The organism is Seohaeicola sp. 4SK31, from assembly GCF_028802875.1.
Taxonomy (GTDB): domain Bacteria; phylum Pseudomonadota; class Alphaproteobacteria; order Rhodobacterales; family Rhodobacteraceae; genus Seohaeicola.
In genome coordinates, this window is sequence record NZ_JARAMP010000007.1 from 82,238 (window position 1) to 104,013 (window position 21,776).

The window sequence follows — 21,776 nt, forward strand, 5'->3', positions numbered from 1 at the left end:
GGCGGCTGCAAGGGCAGGGGGTGCAGATGATCAATCCGGGGTATGTGCTGACCATGGCGCGCTATAATGCGTGGCAGAACAAGCAGATGATGGCGGCCATGGAAGGGCTGGGCGATGCGGCGCTGCATGAGGATCGCGGTGCCTTCTTCGGGTCGATCCTGGCGACGGCGAACCATATCCTGTGGGGCGACGGCATGTGGATGGCGCGGTTCCAGGGGCAGGAGCCGCCTGCCGTGACCATGGAGGGCTCGACCACGCTGCATCCGACCTTTGCGGCGTGGAGCGCGGCGCGGTTCAGGATGGACGGGCGTATCCTGCTTTGGGCCGAAAAGATCAATGCGCTGGATCTGGTGGGCGATCTGACATGGTATTCGGGTGTCATGCAGCGGCAGGTGACCAAGCCGCGCGGGGGGCTGATCATGCATATGTTCAACCACCAGACCCACCACCGGGGCCAGATCCATGCGCTGCTGACGGGCGCGGGCGTCAAGGCGCCCGTATCGGATCTGTTCTTCATGCCCGAGGACGGGCCTTGGCTGTAATGGCCGGGTAATTGGATATTTGAAGCAAGAAGAAGGCTGGGGCGCGGTCCTGGCCTGTCAAACAGAGGAGTGAGGCCATGTTCAACGCGTTGGTTGTCGAGAAGGACGAGGACGGCAAGACAAGCGCCGCCGTGCAGCAGATCAGCGAGGCGGATCTTCCGGAGGCCGAGGTGACGGTGGCGGTCGAATATTCGACGGTCAATTACAAGGACGGGCTGTGCATCGGGCCGGGCGGCGGGTTGGTGCGGAATTATCCGCATGTGCCGGGGATTGATTTCGCGGGGACGATCGAGGCGTCGTCAGATGCGCGGTACAAACCCGGTGACAAGGTCGTGCTGACCGGCTGGCGCGTGGGCGAGGCGCATTGGGGCGGCTATTCGCAGAAGGCGCGGGTGCGGGCGGACTGGCTGGTGCCGCTGCCTGCGGGTCTGACCACACGGCAGGCCATGGCGGTGGGCACGGCGGGCTTCACCGCGATGCTGGCGGTGATGGCGCTGGAGGATCACGGGTTGAAACCGGGGCATGGCGAGGTGCTGGTGACGGGGGCAGCGGGTGGCGTCGGCTCGGTCGCGGTGGCGATCCTGTCGGCGCTGGGGCATGAGGTGGCCGCCGTGACCGGGCGGCCCGAGACGGAAGAGTATCTGCGCGGGTTGGGCGCGACGCGGATCGTGCCGCGCGCGGAGCTGGCCGAGACGGTCAAGCGGCCCCTGGAGAGCGAGACATGGACCGGCTGCGTCGATGCCGTCGGCGGTGCGATGCTGGCGCGGGTGTTGGGGCAGATGAAATACGGTGCCTCGGTCGCGGCTGTTGGTCTTGCGGGGGGGGCGGGTCTGCCTGCGACGGTGGTGCCCTTCCTGCTGCGGGGGGTGAATCTGCTGGGGATCGATAGCGTCATGCAGCCCTATGCCAATCGTCTGCGGGCCTGGGAGCGGATTGCCAAGAACCTGCCGATGGACAAGCTGGAGGCGATGATCCAGCCTGCAACGCTGGCCGATCTGCCGGAACTGGGGGCGGAGATCCTGAACGGGCAGGTGCGCGGGCGCGTGGTTGTCGACGTAAACGCCTGACCTTACGGCAATTCTACCATCGCGCCGTCCCGTCAGCTTGACGCGGGGCGGCGCGGGCCGCAGTCTGGACGCAAAAGAACCAATGGGGGACAAAATGCTGCTGGATGTGGATTTCGTGCGTGGGCAGTTTCCGGCCTTTGCCGTGGACAGCCTGACAGGGCAGAGTTTCTTCGAGAATGCTGGTGGCTCTTACACCTGCGGCGCGGTGATCGACCGGCTGACGCGGTTCTATACCGAGCGCAAGGTGCAGCCTTACGGCCCTTATGGCGCGAGCCGTCTGGGGGGCGAAGAGATGGACGAGGCGCGGCGGCGCTTGTCCGCGATGCTGGGGGTCGAAGGGGATGAGCTGTCCTTTGGTCCATCCACCACGGCCAATACCTATGTTCTGGCGCAGGCATTCCGCCAATGGATGAAGCCGGGCGAGGCGATCATCGTCACAAATCAGGATCATGAGGCGAATTCCGGCCCGTGGCGGCGTCTGGCGGCGGATGGCATCGAGATCCGCGAATGGCGCCATGATCCCGAGACCGGGCATCTGAACCCCGAGGATCTGGAGCCGCTTCTGGACGAGACTGTGCGGCTGGTCTGTTTTCCGCATTGTTCCAACGTGGTGGGCGAGATCAATCCGGTGGTCGAGATCACGGCCATGGCCCATGCTGCGGGGGCCTTTGTCTGCGTGGATGGCGTCAGCTATGCGCCGCATGGCTTTCCCGATGTGGGGCTGATGGGGCCGGATATCTATCTGTTCTCGGCCTACAAGACCTATGGGCCGCATCAGGGGATCATGGTGATCCGCCGCGCGCTGGGGAGCCAGTTGCCCAATCAGGGGCATGTGTTCAACGGCGAGACGCTCTACAAGCGGTTCACGCCGGCCGGTCCTGATCACGCGCAGATTGCCGCCTGCGCGGGCATGGCCGATTACATCGACGCGCTGGCCGACCATCATGGGCTGACAGGCAGCCCGGCGCAGCGCGCGACGGGGGTGCATGACCTGATGCGCGGCCACGAGGTGCGGCTGCTGCAACCGCTGCTGGATCATCTGGGGGCCAAGAACTCGGTCCGGGTGCTGGGGCCGCGCCGGGCCGAGGACCGTGCGCCTACGGTGGCGATCGAGACGCGACATCAGGGGCGCGAGCTGGCCGAGAAGCTGGCCCCGCTGGGCGTGATGGCGGGGGGCGGCGATTTCTATGCGGGACGCGCCTTGCAGGGGATGGGCGTTGATCTGGGCAAGGGGGTGCTGCGGCTGAGTTTCGTGCATTACACCGATCAGGCCGACATGGATCGCCTGATGACGGCGCTGGACGAGATTCTTTAATCCGATCAGCGCGCTGGCCCGTATCGTTATCAAAGCAATAACAAGGCAGCAGCCGTGTCGGACTCCCCTCCCGTTCTTCTTTGGCTTCGCCGTGACCTGCGGCTGAGCGATCACCCCGCCTTGGCGGCGGCGGTGGCGCGGGGTGGGCCGGTTATCCCGGTGTTCATCCATGACGAGAGCGTGTCCGGGCTGGGCGCCGCGCCCAAGTGGCGTTTGGGGCTGGGGCTGGAGGCGCTGGACCGGGCGCTGCGGGACAAAGGCAGTCGCCTGATCCTGCGGCGTGGTGCGGCGCTTGACGCGTTGCGCGACCTGATCAGGGACACCGGCGCGCGGGCCGTGTTCTGGACCCGTCTCTATGACCCTCAGGCGCAGGAGCGCGATGCCGCCGTGAAAGAGGCGCTGAAGGCCGAGGCGATCGACGCGCGGTCGTTTGGCGGTCATCTGATGTTCGAGCCCTGGACGGTCGAGACCAAGACGGGTGGGTATTACAAGGTCTATACCCCGATGTGGAACGCGGTGCGGGGGCGCGAGGTGGATATGCCTCTGGCCGCACCTGCCAAGATCCCCGCTCCGGCGACATGGCCCGCGTCGGAATCGCTGTCGGACTGGGCGATGGGCGCGGCCATGAACCGGGGCGCGGATGTGGTGCGCCCGCATGTGCGTCTGGGCGAGCAGGCGGCGCAGGACCGGTTGGCGGAATTCATCGACACATGGGTGGCGCGCTATGACATGACGCGCGATCAGCCGCATGTGGCGGGCACCTCGCTTCTGTCCGAGAACCTTGCCTTGGGCGAGATCAGCCCGCATCAGTGCTGGCATGCGGGCCAGCGCGCGCTGGCGGAAGGCAAACAGGGGGCTGAGACCTTTCTGAAAGAGTTGGTCTGGCGCGAGTTCGCCTATCACCTGATGTATCACACCCCGCATATCCTGAGCGGGAACTGGAAACCCGATTGGGATGCCTTTCCGTGGAACACGGATGCGGATCATCCCCATGTCGTGGCGTGGAAACAGGGGCGGACGGGGATACCCTTCGTCGATGCCGCCATGCGCGAGATGTATGTGACGGGGCGGATGCATAACCGGGGGCGGATGATCGTGGCCTCTTACCTGTCCAAGCATTTGCTGACGCATTGGAAGATCGGCTTGCAGTGGTTCGAGGACTGTCTGATCGACTGGGACCCGGCCTCGAACGCGATGGGCTGGCAATGGGCGGCAGGGTCGGGGCCGGATGCGGCCCCTTACTTCCGCGTGTTCAACCCTGTGACGCAACTCGACAAATTCGACAAAAAGGGTGAATATGTGGCCCAATGGATCGCCGAGGGGCGCAGATCGCCATCGGACACGGCGTTGTCCTATTTCCGCGCCATTCCGCGGCATTGGGCCCTTGCGCCGCATGATCCTTATCCCGCACCCGTCGTGGCGGCGGATGCGGGACGCAAGGTTGCTCTTGCTGCCTATGAGAACCGCGGATTCTAGGTAATTTTGTCCGAGTGTGAACCGAAACTTGAGCGGGCGTGCCCGCGTGTATAAGAAGACGAACCGCCATATGGAGACGCGGATGATCCTGACGAGTACAGACAACCAGACCAACCTGCCGCGCTATTTCGCGCGCGGCTTTGCGGTGGCGCAACGCCTGACCAACGGGCGGTTGGATATTGTCCTGCCCGATGGTCGCATCTTCCGCGCCGAGGGCAAGAACCCCGGTCCGGTGGCCGAGCTGCACATCCACAATCCCGATTGCTTTGCCCGTCTGATCCGCGAGGGCGATCTGGGGTTCAGCGAAGCCTATCTGGATGGATGGTGGAGCACGCCGGATCTGATGGCCTTCATGGACCTGATCCATGCGGATAACGATGCGATCTTTGACGGCTATCCCGGCATGGTCTTTGTCCGCGCCTTTGAACGGCTGCGGCATTTCCTGCGGTCGAACACCAAGAAGCAGGCCCGCAAGAACATCAGCTATCATTATGATCTGGGCAATGATTTCTATGGTCTGTGGCTGGATGATACGATGACCTATTCCAGCGCGCTTTTTGAAAGCGGGCAGGAGAGTCTGGAAAAGGCACAGATCGCGAAATATGCCTCGATGGTTGATCAGATGGGGGCCAAGGCGGGCGATCACGTGCTGGAGATCGGCTGCGGCTGGGGCGGGTTCGCGGAATATGCCGCCAAGGAACGCGGGCTGCGGGTCACCTGTCTGACCATCTCGAAAGAGCAGTTCAACTATGCCGTAGACCGCATTGAAAAAGCGGGGCTTTCCGATATGGTCGAGTTCAAGTTGCAGGATTACCGCGACGAAAAGGGGGTGTATGACGGCATCGCCAGCATCGAGATGTTCGAGGCGGTGGGCGAGAAATACTGGCCCGTCTATTTCGACACGCTACGCGAACGTCTGCGTCCGGGCAAATGCGCGACCTTGCAGATCATCACGGTGCAGGATCACCGCTTTGAACTGTATCGCAACGGTGTGGATTTCATCCAGAAATACATCTTTCCGGGTGGCATGCTGCCGTCGCCTGCCGTGCTCAGGCGCGAGGTCGAACGTGCGGGTCTGACCTTCTCGCGCTCGATCGAATTCGGCGAAAGCTACAGCCAGACCCTGCGCCGCTGGTATGACACGTTCAACGAGAAATGGGAGCAGGTCGCCGATCTGGGCTTTGATGACAGGTTCCGCCGGATGTGGAATTATTACCTGACCTCTTGCGCCGCGACCTTCCATAGCGGAAATTGCGACGTGACACAGATCACAGTGACAAGGCCTGCATAGATGTTCACAGCCCCCCGATTGGTCGCCGCCCTTCTGTTGGCCATCGTGGGGTTTGCCGCCTCGGAACTGATCAAGCCTCTGATGCCGGAGGGCACGCAGTTCGGCTGGTTTTCGTTCATCAATGCCGGTTTGGGTGCGATGGTGGGCTGGATCGTGATCGGCACACGCATCGGGCGCGGGATGTCGGCGGCGATCAGCAATGGCCTGACAGGCGCGGCCGCGCTGATCTTCTGGGGTCTGTTCTCGCAGGCCGGTTACGAGATGTTGCGCCTGTCGTTGCGGCGACGCTATGACGGCCCGGTCGAAGCCTTGGGCGACCTGTTCCGTATAGCCACCGAATACGCGATGACGATCGCGACGGCGCCGGTTCTTGGCACCTTGTTCGTGGGCGGTGTCATCGCAGCCATGCTGGCGGAAATCGCGTCCGGGCATTGGCGCTGAACGCAATGGAACCCCTTTTCGTTTATGGCACGTTGCGGCATCTGCCGCTGCTGGAGGAAGTGATCGGGGCCACCTTGCCTGCGGCGCAGCGCCAAGAGGCCATGATCCATGGATATCAGGCCCGCTGGGCCGAGGGGCAGGCCTTTCCATTGCTGGTGAGAGAAGCCGGCGCAACAGCCGCGGGTCTTCTGCTGACCGGTCTGGATGCCATGGATATGGCACGCCTGAATTTCTATGAAGGGGGCTTTGGCTATCATCTGGCCCCGGTCGAGGTCGAGACGGGACATGGCACCATCGCGGCGCAGGTCTGGTTTCCCGACGCGGATCTGTGGCACCCCGGCGCGGTGTTTGACTTTGCGGACTGGCAGGCGAAATGGGGTGAGATCAATGTCGCGGCGGCCGCCGAGATGATGACATTCTTCGGCCAGCGCAGCCCCGAGGAGATTGCGCGGATCTATCCGATGATCCATGCGCGCGCCGCCTCGCGCGTGGCGGCGATGCGGGCCGGGGTGTCACGTGATCCGGCCCTGCCCGGAAGCGGGTTCAGCCGCGCGGATGTGACCGAGGAGGCTGTGGCGCGGCCCTATGTGGATTTCTTCGCGGTCGAGGAGCATCACCTGCGCTTTCGCCGCTTTGACGGCTTGCAAAGTCCTGTGGTGAAGCGGGCGGTATTCGTCGCCTCGGATGCGGCCATCCTGCTGCCCTATGATGCAGCCCGCGACCGGGTGCTGGTGATCGAACAGTTCCGCGCCGGGCCCTGGGCGCGCGGGGATCATGCGCCCTGGCCGCTGGAACCCGTTGCAGGTCGCGTCGATCCGGGCGAGACACCCGAAGAGGCCGCGCATCGCGAGGCCGTCGAAGAGGCGGGGCTGGTGCTGCATCGGCTGGAGCGGGTGAGCGGCAACTATCCCTCGCCCGGCTCTACATCCGAGTATTTTCACATCTTCGTGGGACTGTGCGATCTGCCGGATCGGATCGAGGGCACGGGCGGTGTGGCATCCGAGGATGAGGACATCCGCAGCCATGTCCTGCCCTGGGCGCAGTTTCAGGACCTACTGGACCGCGATGTGCTGACAGTGGGGCCGCTGATCCTTGCGGGACACTGGCTGGCGCGGCACCGGGAACGGCTGCGCGGCGCGGCGCGCTTCCCCTGAAAAACCGCGAGGCGCGCCGTGTTGCGGCCCCGTGCCTGCGCGCCGCACCTTGAGTTCCGGGCTCTGGATGCCTACTAGATGTCAGGAACGGGCAGTGGCCCCAACGATCTGACGATCTGACGAGCGGGAGACAGGCGATGCGGATAGCACATGATCTGGCCGAGGCAGTGGGACATACGCCCCTGATCCGGCTGAAGGCCGCGAGTGAAGCGACGGGATGCGAGATTCTGGGCAAGGCCGAGTTCATGAATCCCGGCCAGTCGGTCAAGGACCGGGCCGCGCTGTTCATCATCCGTGACGCCGTGGCGCGCGGCTTGCTCAAGCCCGGCGGCACGATTGTCGAGGGCACGGCGGGCAATACGGGCATCGGTCTGGCGCTGGTGGGCGCCTCGATGGGGTTCAAGACCGTCATCGTGATCCCCGAGACGCAGAGTCAGGAAAAGAAGGACATGATCCGTCTGGCGGGCGCGCAACTGGTCGAAGTGCCGGCGGCCCCCTACAGGAACCCCAACAACTATGTGCGCTATTCCGGCCGACTGGCCGAGGCTTTGGCCAAAACCGATCCGAACGGGGTGATTTGGGCCAACCAGTTCGACAATACCGCCAACCGGCAGGCCCATATCGAAACCACCGGGCCGGAGATCTGGGAACAGACCGGCGGCAAGGTGGACGGGTTCATCTGCGCGGTGGGGTCGGGCGGCACGCTGGCCGGGGTGGGCATGGCCTTGCAGCCCAAGGGCGTCAAGATCGGACTGGCGGATCCCGACGGGGCCGCGCTGCATTCCTATTACACCACAGGCGAGCTGAAATCCTCGGGCGACTCGATCACCGAAGGGATCGGGCAGGGGCGGATCACCGCCAATCTGGAAGGGTTCACCCCCGATTTCAGCTATAACATCCCGGATGCCGAAGCCTTGCCCATCGTCTTTGACCTGCTGGCGCATGAAGGGCTGTGCATGGGCGGCTCGACCGGCGTAAACATTGCCGGGGCCATTCGCATGGCGCGCGAGATGGGGCCGGGACACAGGATTGTGACGATCCTGTGCGACTATGGCACGCGCTATCAGTCCAAGATCTTCAACCCTGAATTCCTGCGTGAAAAGCGCCTGCCTGTTCCCGGCTGGCTGACGGAGGCCGGACGCGCGGTGCCGTCCGTATTCGAAGAGGCATGATCGCGAGGGCGTTGACAGGCGCGGGGATTGCCGTGCTGCGGCGCGCTCTGGCGGTTTTGCTTGTGGCGTCGCTGGCCGTGGTGCTGTGGCCTGCGCCGCAAGCCGTGGTCGCGCAGCAATCCGCCCCGTCCGAGACGCAAGAGGCGGCAGGCCCGGATTATGCCGCTTGGCAGATCACGGCCGAACGGGCCGAGGAGTCCATCGAACGGGGCCGCGCCTCGAATGTGGCGCTGGAGGAATTGCGCGCCGAGATCGTCGGCTGGCGGGAATCCCTGCTGGCGGCGCAATCCACCAACAGCTCTCGGATCGCGACGCTGCGCACGCAGATCGAAGCCTTGGGGCCGGTGCCGGAAAGCGGCAATGAATCCGAGGAAATCGCTGCCCGCCGCGCCGAACTGAACGGTCAGCTGGCCCGTTTGCAGGCCCCGGTTCTGGCGGCCGAGGAAGCCTTTACCCGCGCCAATGGGATCATTTCGGAGATCGACAGGATCATTCGGGAGCGGCAGACCGACGCGCTTCTGACGCTTGGGCCAAGCCCGTTGAACCCGGTCCTGTGGGGGCGTGGCCTGCGCGAACTGGGTGCCACCGTCACCGAACTGGTCGCCGAAGTGTCCGAGGCATGGGCCAACCCCTCGCAACGGGAGGCGACGACGAAGGATCTGCCGGTCATCCTGCTGCTGACCGCTGTCGGTCTTGTGCTGATCATGCGCGGGCGACGCTGGGCCACGCGGCTTGGCGTGCGGCTTTATGATCGCTGGAACAGTGGCAAGGATGTCTGGGGCTTTCTGGTCTCGTTGACGCAGGTGGCGTTGCCTCTGGTCGGTCTGTTCGTTCTGACCGAGGCGCTTTTCGCGACCGGTCTGATCGGGTTGAAAGGGTCGGAGATCGTCAGTGCCCTGCCGATCTGGGGCGCCACGCTGCTGGGCGCGCGCTGGCTGGCGGGGCGGTTGTTTCCGGCGCGTATGTCCGCCCCGCCCTTGGCGGTGCAGCCCGAACGCCGGGGCGAGGCGCGCTCCTATACCACGCTGCTGGCCGTGCTGATGGTGTTGCAGGGCGTGATCGGCCTGCTGAGCGAGGTTGGCGATTTCAGCGACGAGACCGTTGTCGTGCTGAGCTTCCCCATCATCGTGATGACCGCGCTGGTCCTGTTCCGTCTGGGCCAGTTCCTGACCGGTCAGATGACCACCCATGCGGAAGAGGGCGGCGATGTCGGCTATCGCAACCGCGTGGTGCGGGTGCTGTCGCGTGGGGCGATGCTGGTCTCGGTCGTGGCACCTGTTGCGGCGGCCATCGGGTTCACGGCGGCAGCCAATGCGCTGATCTATCCTTTCGTGCTGATGCTTGCCCTGCTGAGCGCGGTATTGCTGCTGCAAAAGCTGGTCAGCGACATCTATGCGCTGGTGACCCATTCGCCCGACGGGCAGGCCGATGCGCTGATCCCGGTCCTGATCGGTTTTCTGCTGACCCTGGCCGCGCTTCCCTTCCTTGCGCTGATCTGGGGCGCGCGTGTGGCGGATCTGACCGAGATCTGGGCGCGCTTCCGCGAGGGGTTCTCGCTGGGCGGCACGCGAATTTCGCCGACGGATTTTCTGGCCTTCGTCCTGATCTTCACATTCGGCTATGCGCTGACGCGACTTGTGCAGGGGGCGCTACGCACCTCGGTTCTGCCCAAGACCAAGATTGATCCGGGCGGACAGAACGCGATCGTCGTGGGGCTGGGTTATGTCGGTATCTTCGTCGCCGCACTGGTCGCGATCACGAGCGCCGGGATCGACCTGTCCTCCATCGCCATCGTGGCCGGTGCCTTGTCGGTCGGGATCGGCTTTGGCCTTCAGACCATCGTGTCGAACTTCGTCTCGGGGATCATCCTGCTGATCGAACGCCCCATTTCAGAGGGCGACTGGATCGAGGTGGGCGGCCAGCAAGGCTATGTACGGGACATTTCCGTCCGCTCGACCCGGATCGAGACCTTCGACCGCACCGATGTGATCGTGCCCAACGCCGATCTGGTCAGCGGCACCGTAACCAATTTTACCCGTGGCAATACGGTAGGCCGGGTGATCGTGCCGGTGGGCGTCGCCTATGGCAGCGACACGCGCCGTGTCGAAGCCATCCTGCGCGAGATTGCCGAGGCGCATCCTATGGTGCTGGCGCAGCCCGCGCCCGCTGTGCTGTTCCAAGGCTTCGGCGCCGATTCGATGGATTTCGAGATCCGCGCGATCCTGCGCGACGTGAACTGGATGATGGCCGTCAAATCCGAGATGAACCACCAGATCGTCAAACGTTTTGCCGAGGAGGGGATCGAGATTCCCTTCGCACAGCGCGACGTCTGGATCCGCAACCCCGAAGCGCTGCGCGAGGGGGGCGGGGCTGCGAAACCCGAGACGGGTTCGCCATCGCGGCCAGCGGCCGTTGCACAGACAGAACAGACAATCACGCCACCGTCCGACACGATCCGCGATGTCGAGATGGATGATGCCGGGGATGACCCCGGCGGCGAAGGAGATAGATGACATGACTGACCCCTTGTTCCGCACCGATGCCTATCTCAGACAGGCAGAGGGGCGGGTTGTGGCGCATACGGCCGAGGGCGGTGTGATCCTCGATCAGAGCCTGTTCTACCCGCATGGTGGTGGCCAGCCCGGAGACAGCGGCAGGATCACATGGCCGGGCGGCAAGCTGCTGCTGTCAGATACCCGCAAGGGAGAGGCGGGGCAGATCGTCCTGATCCCCGATCCGGCCCATGCGGGCGCGCCGCTGCCCAAGATCGGCACGCAGGTCCAGCAGCTTCTGGATTGGGACCGTCGCCACCGGCATATGCGCGTGCATACTGCCCTGCATCTGTTGTCGGTGATCATCCCGCTGCCCGTCACCGGCGGGTCCATCAGTGCCGAGAAGGGACGTCTGGACTTCGACATGCCCGAAGCCCCGGACGATCGCGACGATCTTGAGGCGGAACTGAACGAATTGATCGCCCGCGACCTGGCGGTGACCGAGGACTGGATCACGGATGCGGAGCTTGAGGCCAATCCCGGTCTTGTGAAAACGATGTCGGTGATGCCGCCCATGGGTTCGGGCCGCATCCGTCTGGTGCGGATCGGGCAGGGTGCGGATCAGGTCGATCTGCAACCCTGCGGCGGCACCCATGTCGCGCGCACCGGCGAGATCGGCCCCGTCAGCCTTGGCAAATTCGAGAAGAAAGGCCGTCAGAACCGCCGCATCACGCTGTTGCTGCAGGACTGACCGCGCGCCCCGCCGATCAGGGCGCTTGCAGCGCCACGTTCACTTGCCCGCCGTGCTGGATTTGCGAGACAATCCTGTGGGCAGGCGGGGCAGGTCCTGTTCGGTATCCGGCAGCCCCTCGCGGGAGAGCAGCACCGCCAGCCCGCGCAATTCGGGGATATGGCTGCAGATGATCATCAGCGCCACCATGATCGGGACGGACAGGAACATGCCTGGAATGCCCCAGACAGCCGCCCAGAAGGCAAGGTTGATGATGATTCCGAAAGACGACAGCCGCAGCGCATGGCCCATCAGCATCGGGTCGATGACATTGCCGTTGAGAAACTGGATGGCCGTGACGATCAGGAAGATCGCAAGCGTCAGAGACGGGTCCTCAAGCTGCACGAAGGCAATCAGTGCCACCACGATGGTCGCCACAATCGAGCCGATATTGGGAATGTAGTTCAGCACGAAGGTCAGGATCCCCATCGCGACGGCCAGATCCAGCGAAAACAATTTGCACACGCCAAAGACCATCAGCCCGGTCACGATGCTGACGGCTGTCTTGACCAGCAGGTAATAGTTCACGCGGTGGATGATCGACCCGATGATCCGGCTGACATGTTTCGCCTGCGCCTCGTCGCGGAAGAAATTCGTCAGCTTGGTGTCGAACCAGATCCGCTCGGCGAACAGAAAGCCCACGAACAGGATCACCAGCACGGTGGCTTGCAGCAGATTGCCCGCCTGTGCCGCCATCTGGCGCAGATAGCCCGAGATTTCGGCAGTGCGCACCGTATTGAGGATCGAGGCTTCGATATCCTCGCCCAGCCACGCAAACAGCGCCGCAATCGCGAAGGGGGCGCGCTCGGTATAGGCCAGTGCGGTGGACAGCACCGTGTTGATCTGACTGAGGATGATCGAGGTCAGTGTCAGCAGCGCCGCCGAGATCAGCAGCAGCGCCGCGATACTTGCCAGCCAATTCGGAATCCGGAACGGCCCGATCTGCAATCGCGCGATGACGTTGATCGCATCCGAGGTCAGGCTGAACAGCACGATGGCCGTCGCCAGCGATACCAACAGGAATTGCGCCTGCACCAGCAGGAACAGCACCACGGCGAAGGCGATGATGATCAAGGCCGTGGTCTGGATGCGCGAATACTGGCTTGCCTCGATCCGCGGACCGGGATTTGCCTCGGTCCGCGTGGCGGACAGGGCAGGTTCCTGCGACGTGGAGGGCGGTGGTGAGCTGTTCATATGTGGCGATGGCCTTGTTGCATGTGAAATGGTGTCCTCAACGGCAAGGACACACGCTTTAGACGGTCTTTCCCCCAACTATGTGGCATCCCCGTTCAAGGTTCAACGTCCGCGCGACGCTTGCGCCACCTGACAAAGCCCTGAATGCCGAAAACTGTCGCACAGAGGGCTATTCCGGGTCTTGCAATCCGCCGCGAGGTGAGGATAGAAGGCCAGCTAACGGAGAGGTGGCCGAGTGGTCGAAGGCGCACGCCTGGAAAGTGTGTAGGCGGGAGACCGTCTCCAGGGTTCGAATCCCTGTCTCTCCGCCATGATCCCGAAAGACCCCGATCCTGATATCTGCCCGGAAGGTGAAGGCGGGTTTCGCCTCAGCCTCGACTCCGGGCATGGATGCGGCTAGGTCTGTGCCCTGCGATTGGCAGGATGGGATGCGTTCGGGTGCTGGGTCATCATTTCCATGAATACAGACACATGACGGTCACTGTTGACGCATTGGTCCGGGACGCGGCCTTGCCTGTGACCTGCGGGGCCGGATCATGACCCCGGCGGCACGTCTGGCCGCAGCGGCCGAGATTCTGGACCAGATCCTGATCGGTGAACCCGCCGAGAAGGCCCTGACCGGTTGGGGGCGGCGCAGCCGCTTTGCCGGGTCGGGCGACCGTGCGGCCATCCGGGACCTGGTGTTCGATGCCCTGCGCTGCAAGCGGTCCTTCGCGGCGCGCGGGGGCGCGATGTCGGGACGTTCTCTGATACTGGGTCTGTTGCGCGCCGAAGGACGCGATCCCGCAACGCTGATGACAGGCGAGGGGCATGCCCTCGCCCCCCTGACGCCCGAAGAGGTGAATGCTGGGACCACGCCCGCGCCGGGGGCGGAAGCCTGCGATATCCCCGACTGGCTCTGGCCCGCGTTCACGCAAAGCCTTGGCCCAAGGGCCGAAGCGGTTGCGGCTGTCATGCAGGCGCGCGGTCCGGTGATGCTCAGGGTGAACCTGCGCAAAGGCACGCGAGAGTCTGTCCGCGCTGCTCTGGCGGCGGAGAGGATCGTGGCCGTCCCCGATGAGATCGCCTCGACCGCGCTGCGTGTTCTGGACGGTGCGCGACAGGTGGCCCGATCCCAGGCCTATCTTGGCGGGCTGATCGAGCTTCAGGATGGATCCAGCCAGGCGATCATGGATGAGCTTCGCCTTCCAGATCACGGAAAGGTATTGGATTTTTGCGCAGGCGGCGGCGGGAAGGCGCTGGCGATGGCGGACCGCAGCACGGCTGAACTGCAGGCACATGACGCGCAACCTTCCCGGATGAAGGACCTTCCGGCGCGGGCCGCGCGGGCGGGTGTGCAGATTGGCTTGACCGAAACCGCGGCCTTGGCACATGAGGCGCCTTTCGCGCTGGTGCTCTGTGATGCGCCCTGCAGCGGGGCGGGGGCATGGCGGCGGTCGCCCGAGGGAAAATGGGCGCTGACCGCCGACCGATTGACGGAATTGACCGCCATCCAGGAGTCGATCCTGTCTCAGGCGGCCCCGCTTGTGGCGGCGGACGGGGTGCTGGCCTATGCCACCTGTTCCGTGCTGACTGTGGAAAACGAGGCGCGCGTCGAGGCGTTTTTAGCCGCAAATCCCGAATGGCTCTTGGTTGCCAGCAGACGCTGGGACCCGGGCCCTTCGGGTGACGGATTCTTTCTGGCGCAGTTTCAACGGCGTTGATCCTCGATAGCTGACGAAAATTAAAGACCGCTTAACGGTTTCCGAGTCACTCTTGGCCATCGCGAATCGCAAGAGCGGGTCTTGGTGTGGTGTTTTCAGTGCTGTCGCGCAGGTCTGTGGCGCGGGTTTCGGACAGGATCGCCGGTCATCGACCGGCACTGGCCGCCGTGACCGGTCTCGCCGTTGTTTTGGCGCTTGCCGTGACCGATGCGCGCTTGTCCCTGATGCTGATGGCGGCGGCCTCGGTTTTGGGCTCGACCGTGCTTCTGGGATGGTGCGCCGGTCTTCTGGCAACGTGGCAGGCTGCGCGCCGCATGTCGGCCATCCGCGACCTTGTCGGGCATGACCAGTTGCCATCCATTGTCACTGACCCCGCAGGCGAAGTGATGTTCCGCAACGATGCGGCGCTCCACCGCTTCGGACAGGCGGATCCGCCGACGCTGGCGGCCCTGCTCAAGGGGACGCTTGCCGCCCCGACACCTATCTTTTTCAGGTTGCAGAACAAGGCACACGCCCTCGGCGCGGCGCGCGAGGATGTGGTGACGCGCAGCGGTCATCTGCGGCTATCGGCGTACAGGTTGGCATCGGGCGGTTTTCTCTGGCGGATCGAGGATCTTCCTGATCCCCCTGCCGAAATCCGGGCGCCCCGCCGCGGCGCTGGTCTGGATATCGCGATGCTGACGGTTGGTCGTGGCGGCACGATCCTGTCAATGAACGAAGCCGCCCGCCGCCTCATCGGGGAACGCCCGAAATCTCTGGACCGGCTCTGCGCGGATCTGCCGCTGCGACCGGGGCAGATCCATCAGATCAGCACGGCGCGCGGGTCTTTGCCCTGCCTTGCGATCGAATCCGAGCCGCTTGCGGGGCGCAAGGACATCTACCTCTTTCCGATGCCCGCGGGGACAGCGGCTGACAGCGGCGTGACCGATCTCAACGAAAGCTGGCGCTTCTTTGAATCCTTGCCGGTGCCGCTTCTCAAACTGGATCCGTCCGGCGCGGTCCTGATGTCCAACCGTCCGGCGCGGGATCTTCTGCGGTTTGGCCATGGCGCGCAGACCCGGCTGTCCGATCTGATGGAAGGGTTGGGGCGCGCCATCAGCGACTGGTTGGCCGAAGCCTCGGCGGGAAGGGTCGGGGCGCATTCCGAATTCCTGCGCCTGACCCGCTCCGACAGCGAGGTCTTCGTTCAGGTCACGCTCAACAAGGTGCATGACCGTGGCGAACCCGCCCTGATCGCCGTTCTGAGCGATGCGACAGAGCTCAAGACGCTGGAGGCACAGTTCGTCCAGAGCCAGAAGATGCAGGCCATCGGGGAACTGGCCGGCGGGGTCGCCCATGATTTCAACAATCTTCTGACCGCGATTTCAGGGCATTGCGACCTTTTGCTGCTGCGACATGATCAGGGCGATCCCGACTATGCCGATCTTGTGCAGATCCACCAGAACGCCAATCGCGCGGCCGCGCTGGTGGGTCAGCTTCTTGCCTTTTCGCGCAAACAGACTCTCCGCCCGGAAGTGCTGGATCTGCGCGACACATTGTCGGACCTTACGCATCTGCTGAACCGTCTGGTCGGCGAAAAGATCACGCTCACATTGACCCATGAACCCGTCCAGCAAGCGATCCGCGCCGACAAGCGGCAGTTGGAACAGGTGCTCATGAATCTGGTCGTGAATGCCCGCGACGCGATGCCCCGCGGGGGAGAGATCAGGATAGAGACCGAAGGCGTCCTGTTGCGCGAGGCCACGGAACGGGACCGCGTGACACTGCCGCCCGGTTCCTATGTCTCCGTCAGGGTCTCGGATCATGGCCACGGTATCCCGGCGGACAAGTTGCAGAAGGTGTTCGAACCATTCTACACGACGAAACGCACGGGAGAGGGCACGGGACTCGGCCTCTCTACCGCCTATGGCATCGTGAAGCAAAGCGGCGGGTATATTTTCGTGGATAGCGTTGTCGGGCAGGGGACATGCTTCACCCTGCTGTTCCCCGGCCATGATCTTGTGCCGGTCGTGTCCGAACAACCCGCCGCGCCTGTCAGCCGCAGTTCCGGGCCACGTTATGGCGACGGTGTCGTGCTTCTGGTCGAGGACGAGGCGCCGGTGCGCGCCTTCGCCTCGCGCGCGCTGCGCCTGCGCGGCTATACGGTGATCGAGGCGGCTTCGGCCGAACAGGCGCTGAAAACGCTGGAGGATTCCGATCTCAGCGTCGATATCTTCGTCACCGATGTCATCATGCCCGGCATGGATGGACCAAGCTGGGTGCGTGAGGCTTTGAAGACGCGGCCCGATGTGCGGGTCGTTTTCGTTTCAGGCTATGCGCAGGAATCCTTCGGCGACGCGCAGGCCAGCATTCCCAACTCGGTCTTCCTGCCAAAACCCTTCTCGCTCAATGACCTGACCGAGACCGTCAAGCGGCAATTGCACTGATGGCACGCATCATGAAGTCACGCACCGCGGAGCGGGATACTGTCCCACAAAGCGAATTCCTCGGCGCATTTGCGGCGCAGACGTCGTTCGACCTCGGCCGACAGCGTCAGATCCATCGCGGGCGAGACATTGCTGCGTGGCAGCTCGATTCGCAGACCAAGCCGGTTTTCCAGAAAAGCCAGCAGCCCGGCCTGATCCTCGTAGCGGAACAAATGGTCAACGGCCGTGCCATTGGGCCGCGGCTCGAGAAAGCGCGCCTGGCTTCCGACATTGGCATAGTCCGGCGGATTGCCCTGCATGTATCCGGTCACGAATTCATCGAAACTGATGTCGAAGGTCGCGTTCTTCTTGCCCTGCATGAAGGGGCGGCGGCGGAACCTGTACCAGCTGCCAAGCCAGCTCACAGGTTCGCGCACAACAGCCAGTGTCTCGACGGGATTGCCCTGACCGACCTTCTCGAACATCGGGCGAAAGAAGCGGTTATACCGGTAAAGTGGCGCATGTTTCAGATCAGGCGGGTCCAGCACAGCGATCGACGCGTGGGGGGCCAGCGCCTCTTCCCAGGCGGTCGTCCCGGTCTTGGGGACCGACAGAAAGACCAGACCTTGCTTCCAGAAAACCAGCATCGCGCACCTTTCCCCGTCAAAGACCAACACTGCCTGCACCCATAAACTACTCCTTAACCTGTTTGGGCAAGAGTGGAACCACAAAGAATCTACTTGATATGTTCTTGTTTTGATCTCATAACGGCACACAAGAACAAGACAGGAACACAGGCAAACGTTGCCGCCCGCGACAGGGTGTGGAATAAGGGGTCAGAACAATGGCAATGGCAGATCTTCTTTCAATGGACAGCAAGAAAAACGCGGACAAGCAGAAGGCGCTCGACAGCGCGCTGGCACAGATCGAGCGGCAGTTCGGCAAGGGCTCCATCATGAAGCTCGGCGGTGAACATGTCATGCGCGACATCGAGGCGACGTCGACCGGCTCTCTCGGTCTGGACATCGCGCTGGGAATCGGTGGCCTGCCCAAGGGCCGCATCATCGAGATCTACGGCCCCGAAAGCTCGGGCAAGACCACGCTGACGCTGCATTGCGTGGCCGAAGAACAGAAGAAAGGCGGCATCTGCGCCTTTGTCGACGCAGAACATGCGCTTGACCCGCAATACGCCAAGAAGCTTGGCGTGAACCTGGAAGAGTTGCTGATCAGCCAGCCCGATACGGGCGAGCAGGCGCTGGAGATCGTCGACACGCTGGTGCGTTCGGGCGCGGTCAGCATGGTTGTCGTCGACAGCGTTGCGGCCCTGACCCCGAAAAGCGAGCTTGAGGGCGACATGGGCGACAGCAATGTCGGCGTGCAGGCCCGCCTGATGAGCCAGGCGATGCGCAAACTGACCGGGTCGATAAGCCGGTCCAATTGCATGGTCATCTTCATTAACCAGATCCGCATGAAGATCGGCGTGATGTTCGGCAGCCCGGAAACCACCACGGGCGGCAATGCGTTGAAATTCTACAGCTCCGTCCGTCTGGATATCCGCCGTATCGGTGCGATCAAGGACCGGGAAGAGGTTGTCGGGAACGCAACCCGCGTGAAAGTGGTGAAGAACAAGGTGGCCCCGCCCTTCAAGCAGGTCGAGTTCGACATCATGTATGGCGAAGGGATTTCCAAAACCGGCGAATTGCTGGATCTGGGGGTCAAGGCCGGTGTGGTCGAGAAATCCGGTGCCTGGTTCAGCTATGGCGACGAACGCATGGGGCAGGGACGCGAAAACTCCAAGCAGTATCTCAAGGACAACCCCAAGGTCGCGCTGGAGATCGAGGACAAGATCCGCGCCTCGCACGGGCTTGATTTCAACATGGGGGCCGAAACCTCTGACGAGGCGGATGTGGTGGAGTAACCGCAACTGCCCCGCCGATCCTGTGACAAGGCCCGCCCCTTATGGCGGGCCTTTTGCATTTGAAACCGCCGTAGCGGCAAGCGCCTGTGGACAGCCGCGCCTGTGCCCGTTACATCAGCGCAAACCCCCGTGACTTTTCCGGAAAGCCCGCCAATGCCCACGTTGAACGATATCCGATCGACCTTCCTGACCTATTTCGCCAAACAGGGGCACGAGGTCGTGCCCTCAAGCCCCTTGGTGCCACGCAACGATCCCACGTTGATGTTCGCCAATTCGGGCATGGTGCAGTTCAAGAACCTGTTCACCGGGGTCGAGCATCGCGATTACAAGCGCGCCACGACGGCACAGAAATGCGTGCGCGCGGGTGGCAAGCATAACGATCTGGACAATGTCGGCTATACCGCGCGGCATCATACTTTCTTTGAAATGCTGGGCAATTTCAGCTTTGGCGATTATTTCAAGACCGAGGCGATCCCTTTCGCATGGGAGCTTCTGACCAAGGAGTTCGACATCCCGAAGGACCGTCTTCTGGTCACGGTCTACCATACCGATGACGAGGCCGCGAATATCTGGAAGAAGGTCGCCGGTCTGTCTGACGATCGGATCATCCGCATCCCGACCAATGACAACTTCTGGATGATGGGGCCGACCGGGCCTTGCGGCCCTTGCACCGAGATCTTCTTTGACCACGGGGATCACATCTGGGGCGGCCCTCCGGGCAGCCCCGAAGAAGATGGCGACCGCTTCGTCGAGATCTGGAACCTTGTCTTCATGCAGTATGAGCAGTTCGAGGATGGCTCCCGTCGCGAGCTGGCAGCGCAATCCATCGACACCGGCATGGGGATCGAGCGGGTGGCCGCGCTGTTGCAGGGCACGAATGACAATTACGCAACGGATCTGATCCGGAGCCTGATCGAGGCCAGCGCCAATGTCACCTCGACCGATCCGGATGGGCCGGGCAAGACCCACCACCGTGTGATCGCGGATCACCTGCGCTCGACCTCGTTCCTGATTGCGGATGGGGTGATGCCGTCGAATGACGGGCGCGGGTATGTGCTGCGCCGGATCATGCGCCGGGCGATGCGCCACGCGCATCTTCTGGGGGCGAAGGACCCGGTGATGCATCAACTGGTGCCCGCGCTGGTGCGCCAGATGGGCGCGGCCTATCCCGAATTGTCCCGCGCACAGGCCCTGATCGAGGAGACGTTGCGGCTGGAGGAGACGCGCTTCAAGCAGACGCTGGAACGCGGGTTGCGCCTTCTGGATGATGAACTGGCCGGTCTGCCCGAGGATGCGGCGCTGCCGGGCGCGGCGGCGTTCAAGCTTTATGACACATTCGGTTTCCCGCTGGACCTGACGCAGGATGCACTGCGTGAAAAGGGGCGCAGCGTCGATACGGCAGGGTTCGACGCCGCCATGGCCGAGCAGAAGGCCAAGGCCCGCGCGGCCTGGTCGGGCAGCGGCGAGGCTGCGGATGCGACGATCTGGTTCGATGTCGCCGAGGCGCATGGGGCCACGGATTTTCTGGGCTATGACACGGAGATCGCCGAGGGCCAGGTGCTGGCTCTGGTCCGCGACGGGGCCGAGGTCAAATCCGCCAAGGCGGGTGAGGCGGTCCAGATCGTGATGAACCAGACGCCGTTCTACGCCGAAAGCGGCGGGCAGGTCGGGGATACCGGCTATCTGCGGGGGCCGGACATGCTGGTGCGGATCACGGATACGCGCAAATCCGCAGGCGTGTTCATCCATTTCGGCGAAGTGGTCGAGGGCGAGATCGCCAAGGGCAGCCATGGTGCGCTGGAAGTGGATCACGCGCGGCGCAGCGCCATCCGCGCGCATCATTCGGCCACCCATCTGCTGCATGAGGCGCTGCGCGAGACGCTGGGCGATCACGTGGCACAGCGCGGGTCGCTGAATGCACCGGATCGGTTGCGCTTTGATTTCAGCCATTCCAAGGCCTTGACGGCGGATGAACTGGCCCATGTCAGTGCGCAGGTGAACGCTTTCATCCGGCAGAACAGTCCGGTGGAGACGCGGATCATGACGCCGGACGATGCCCGGGCCATCGGGGCGCAAGCGCTGTTTGGCGAGAAATACGGCGATGAGGTGCGGGTCGTGTCGATGGGGCGCGCCGATACGGGCAAGGGGCATGATGGCAAGGTCTGGTCGATCGAACTGTGCGGTGGCACGCATGTGGCGCGCACGGGCGATATCGGTGCCTGCGTGATCCTGGGCGACAGCGCGTCAAGCGCCGGGGTGCGCCGGATCGAGGCTTTGACGGGCGCAGCCGCGATGGAGCATATCCGTCTTGAAGCGCAGCGCCTGGCGCAGGTGAGCGAGGCGCTGAAGGCGCAACCCGCCGATCTGGCGGATCGTCTGCGCGCGTTGCTGGACGAGAGGCGGAACCTCTCGAACGAGGTAGCGCAACTGCGCCGCGAATTGGCGATGGCAGGCGGCGCAGGGCAGGGGCAGGCGGCAGCGGCCAAGGAGATCAACGGCGTCGCCTTCATGGCGCAGGTGATGTCGGGCGTATCGGGCAAGGATCTGCCCTCGCTGATTGACGAGCACAAGCAGCGGCTTGGGTCGGGTGCCGTGTTGCTGATCGCGGATGCGGATGGCAAGGCCGCCGTGGCCGCAGGTGTGACGCCAGATCTGACCGGCCGGATCTCTGCGGTCGAGATGGTGCGCGCAGCGGTGGCGGAACTGGGCGGCAAGGGGGGCGGTGGTCGCCCCGATATGGCGCAGGGCGGCGGCACAGATGCGGCCAAGGCACCCGCCGCCATCGCAGCGGTCGAGAAATTGCTGAGCGCCTGAGG

General features: G+C 63.6%; 16 protein-coding genes and 1 tRNA gene. 15 read left to right on the forward strand and 2 right to left on the reverse strand.

The window, feature by feature from the left end; translation table 11 throughout:
* Positions 1–26 precede the first annotated feature (26 nt).
* The 10 genes from PVW27_RS07735 (at position 27) to PVW27_RS07780 (ending at position 11,701) form a co-directional block, all read left to right on the forward strand.
* The gene (locus PVW27_RS07735; RefSeq protein WP_274556590.1) at positions 27–542 is read left to right on the forward strand and encodes a DinB family protein; all 516 of its coding nucleotides are present in this window, start codon (positions 27–29) and stop codon (positions 540–542) included.
* A gap of 77 nt (positions 543–619) precedes the next feature.
* Positions 620–1,609 (forward strand): acryloyl-CoA reductase, encoded by a 990-nt coding sequence (gene acuI / locus PVW27_RS07740; protein ID WP_274556592.1) that lies wholly within the window; start codon positions 620–622, stop codon positions 1,607–1,609.
* Between the two features lie 94 nt (positions 1,610–1,703).
* A complete protein-coding gene (locus PVW27_RS07745) occupies positions 1,704–2,924 on the forward strand; it encodes an aminotransferase class V-fold PLP-dependent enzyme (protein ID WP_274556731.1) in 1,221 nt (406 codons plus the stop codon).
* 54 nt (positions 2,925–2,978) lie between these two features.
* Complete coding sequence (locus PVW27_RS07750) at positions 2,979–4,400, forward strand: cryptochrome/photolyase family protein (protein ID WP_274556594.1); 1,422 nt, start codon at positions 2,979–2,981, stop codon at positions 4,398–4,400.
* 82 nt (positions 4,401–4,482) lie between these two features.
* Entirely contained in the window at positions 4,483–5,691 is a 1,209-nt protein-coding gene (locus PVW27_RS07755) for an SAM-dependent methyltransferase (RefSeq protein ID WP_274556732.1), read from the forward strand.
* The gene (locus PVW27_RS07760) at positions 5,692–6,132 is read left to right on the forward strand and encodes a TrgA family protein (protein ID WP_274556595.1); all 441 of its coding nucleotides are present in this window, start codon (positions 5,692–5,694) and stop codon (positions 6,130–6,132) included.
* Positions 6,133–6,137: 5 nt separating this feature from the next.
* Complete coding sequence (locus PVW27_RS07765; protein ID WP_274556597.1) at positions 6,138–7,286, forward strand: NUDIX domain-containing protein; 1,149 nt, start codon at positions 6,138–6,140, stop codon at positions 7,284–7,286.
* Positions 7,287–7,423: 137 nt separating this feature from the next.
* Positions 7,424–8,458, forward strand: coding sequence for a cysteine synthase A (locus PVW27_RS07770; RefSeq protein WP_274556599.1), 1,035 nt, complete (start codon positions 7,424–7,426; stop codon positions 8,456–8,458).
* On the forward strand, positions 8,455–10,971 hold the full coding sequence (locus tag PVW27_RS07775; RefSeq protein ID WP_274556601.1) for a DUF3772 domain-containing protein: 2,517 nt from the start codon (positions 8,455–8,457) through the stop codon (positions 10,969–10,971). The genes PVW27_RS07770 and PVW27_RS07775 overlap by 4 nt, the downstream gene beginning before the upstream one ends.
* Before the next feature lies 1 nt (position 10,972).
* Positions 10,973–11,701: an alanyl-tRNA editing protein gene (locus PVW27_RS07780; protein ID WP_274556603.1), complete on the forward strand. Its 729-nt coding sequence runs from the start codon at positions 10,973–10,975 to the stop codon at positions 11,699–11,701.
* A 39-nt stretch (positions 11,702–11,740) separates the two neighbouring features.
* Here the strand turns inward: PVW27_RS07780 and PVW27_RS07785 are convergent, their stop codons facing one another.
* Positions 11,741–12,934: an AI-2E family transporter gene (locus PVW27_RS07785; RefSeq protein WP_274556605.1), complete on the reverse strand. Its 1,194-nt coding sequence runs from the start codon at positions 12,932–12,934 to the stop codon at positions 11,741–11,743.
* A gap of 221 nt (positions 12,935–13,155) precedes the next feature.
* Here PVW27_RS07785 and PVW27_RS07790 point away from each other — a divergent pair.
* The 3 genes from PVW27_RS07790 to PVW27_RS07800 all read left to right on the forward strand — a co-directional run bounded on the left by PVW27_RS07790 (position 13,156) and on the right by PVW27_RS07800 (position 17,063).
* A tRNA-Ser gene (locus PVW27_RS07790) sits at positions 13,156–13,245 on the forward strand.
* 225 nt (positions 13,246–13,470) lie between these two features.
* On the forward strand, positions 13,471–14,637 hold the full coding sequence (locus PVW27_RS07795; protein ID WP_274556607.1) for an RsmB/NOP family class I SAM-dependent RNA methyltransferase: 1,167 nt from the start codon (positions 13,471–13,473) through the stop codon (positions 14,635–14,637).
* 224 nt (positions 14,638–14,861) lie between these two features.
* Positions 14,862–17,063, forward strand: a complete 2,202-nt coding sequence (locus PVW27_RS07800; protein WP_274556734.1) for an ATP-binding protein — start codon at positions 14,862–14,864, stop codon at positions 17,061–17,063.
* A gap of 17 nt (positions 17,064–17,080) precedes the next feature.
* Here the strand turns inward: PVW27_RS07800 and PVW27_RS07805 are convergent, their stop codons facing one another.
* The gene (locus PVW27_RS07805) at positions 17,081–17,689 is read right to left on the reverse strand and encodes a gamma-glutamyl kinase (protein ID WP_274556608.1); all 609 of its coding nucleotides are present in this window, start codon (positions 17,687–17,689) and stop codon (positions 17,081–17,083) included.
* A gap of 197 nt (positions 17,690–17,886) precedes the next feature.
* Between PVW27_RS07805 and recA the strand changes: the two genes are divergently transcribed.
* Together recA and alaS are read left to right on the forward strand one after the other, a co-directional pair.
* Entirely contained in the window at positions 17,887–18,960 is a 1,074-nt protein-coding gene (recA, locus tag PVW27_RS07810; protein WP_274556610.1) for a recombinase RecA, read from the forward strand.
* A 153-nt stretch (positions 18,961–19,113) separates the two neighbouring features.
* Positions 19,114–21,774, forward strand: a complete 2,661-nt coding sequence (gene alaS, locus PVW27_RS07815) for an alanine--tRNA ligase (protein WP_274556612.1) — start codon at positions 19,114–19,116, stop codon at positions 21,772–21,774.
* Positions 21,775–21,776 lie beyond the last annotated feature (2 nt).

Excerpts from the sequence above, each read along its gene's own strand:
- PVW27_RS07735 (WP_274556590.1), top strand. The coding sequence starts at position 27 with ATGATCAATCCGGGGTATGTGCTGACCATGGCGCGCTATAATGCGTGG.
- acuI (WP_274556592.1), top strand. The coding sequence starts at position 620 with ATGTTCAACGCGTTGGTTGTCGAGAAGGACGAGGACGGCAAGACAAGC.
- PVW27_RS07745 (WP_274556731.1), top strand. The coding sequence starts at position 1,704 with ATGCTGCTGGATGTGGATTTCGTGCGTGGGCAGTTTCCGGCCTTTGCC.
- PVW27_RS07755 (WP_274556732.1), top strand. The coding sequence starts at position 4,483 with ATGATCCTGACGAGTACAGACAACCAGACCAACCTGCCGCGCTATTTC.
- PVW27_RS07760 (WP_274556595.1), top strand. The coding sequence starts at position 5,692 with ATGTTCACAGCCCCCCGATTGGTCGCCGCCCTTCTGTTGGCCATCGTG.
- PVW27_RS07765 (WP_274556597.1), top strand. The coding sequence starts at position 6,138 with ATGGAACCCCTTTTCGTTTATGGCACGTTGCGGCATCTGCCGCTGCTG.
- PVW27_RS07770 (WP_274556599.1), top strand. The coding sequence starts at position 7,424 with ATGCGGATAGCACATGATCTGGCCGAGGCAGTGGGACATACGCCCCTG.
- PVW27_RS07775 (WP_274556601.1), top strand. The coding sequence starts at position 8,455 with ATGATCGCGAGGGCGTTGACAGGCGCGGGGATTGCCGTGCTGCGGCGC.
- PVW27_RS07780 (WP_274556603.1), top strand. The coding sequence starts at position 10,973 with ATGACTGACCCCTTGTTCCGCACCGATGCCTATCTCAGACAGGCAGAG.
- PVW27_RS07785 (WP_274556605.1), bottom strand. The coding sequence starts at position 12,934 with ATGAACAGCTCACCACCGCCCTCCACGTCGCAGGAACCTGCCCTGTCC.
- PVW27_RS07795 (WP_274556607.1), top strand. The coding sequence starts at position 13,471 with ATGACCCCGGCGGCACGTCTGGCCGCAGCGGCCGAGATTCTGGACCAG.
- PVW27_RS07800 (WP_274556734.1), top strand. The coding sequence starts at position 14,862 with ATGCTGATGGCGGCGGCCTCGGTTTTGGGCTCGACCGTGCTTCTGGGA.
- PVW27_RS07805 (WP_274556608.1), bottom strand. The coding sequence starts at position 17,689 with ATGCTGGTTTTCTGGAAGCAAGGTCTGGTCTTTCTGTCGGTCCCCAAG.
- recA (WP_274556610.1), top strand. The coding sequence starts at position 17,887 with ATGGCAATGGCAGATCTTCTTTCAATGGACAGCAAGAAAAACGCGGAC.
- alaS (WP_274556612.1), top strand. The coding sequence starts at position 19,114 with ATGCCCACGTTGAACGATATCCGATCGACCTTCCTGACCTATTTCGCC.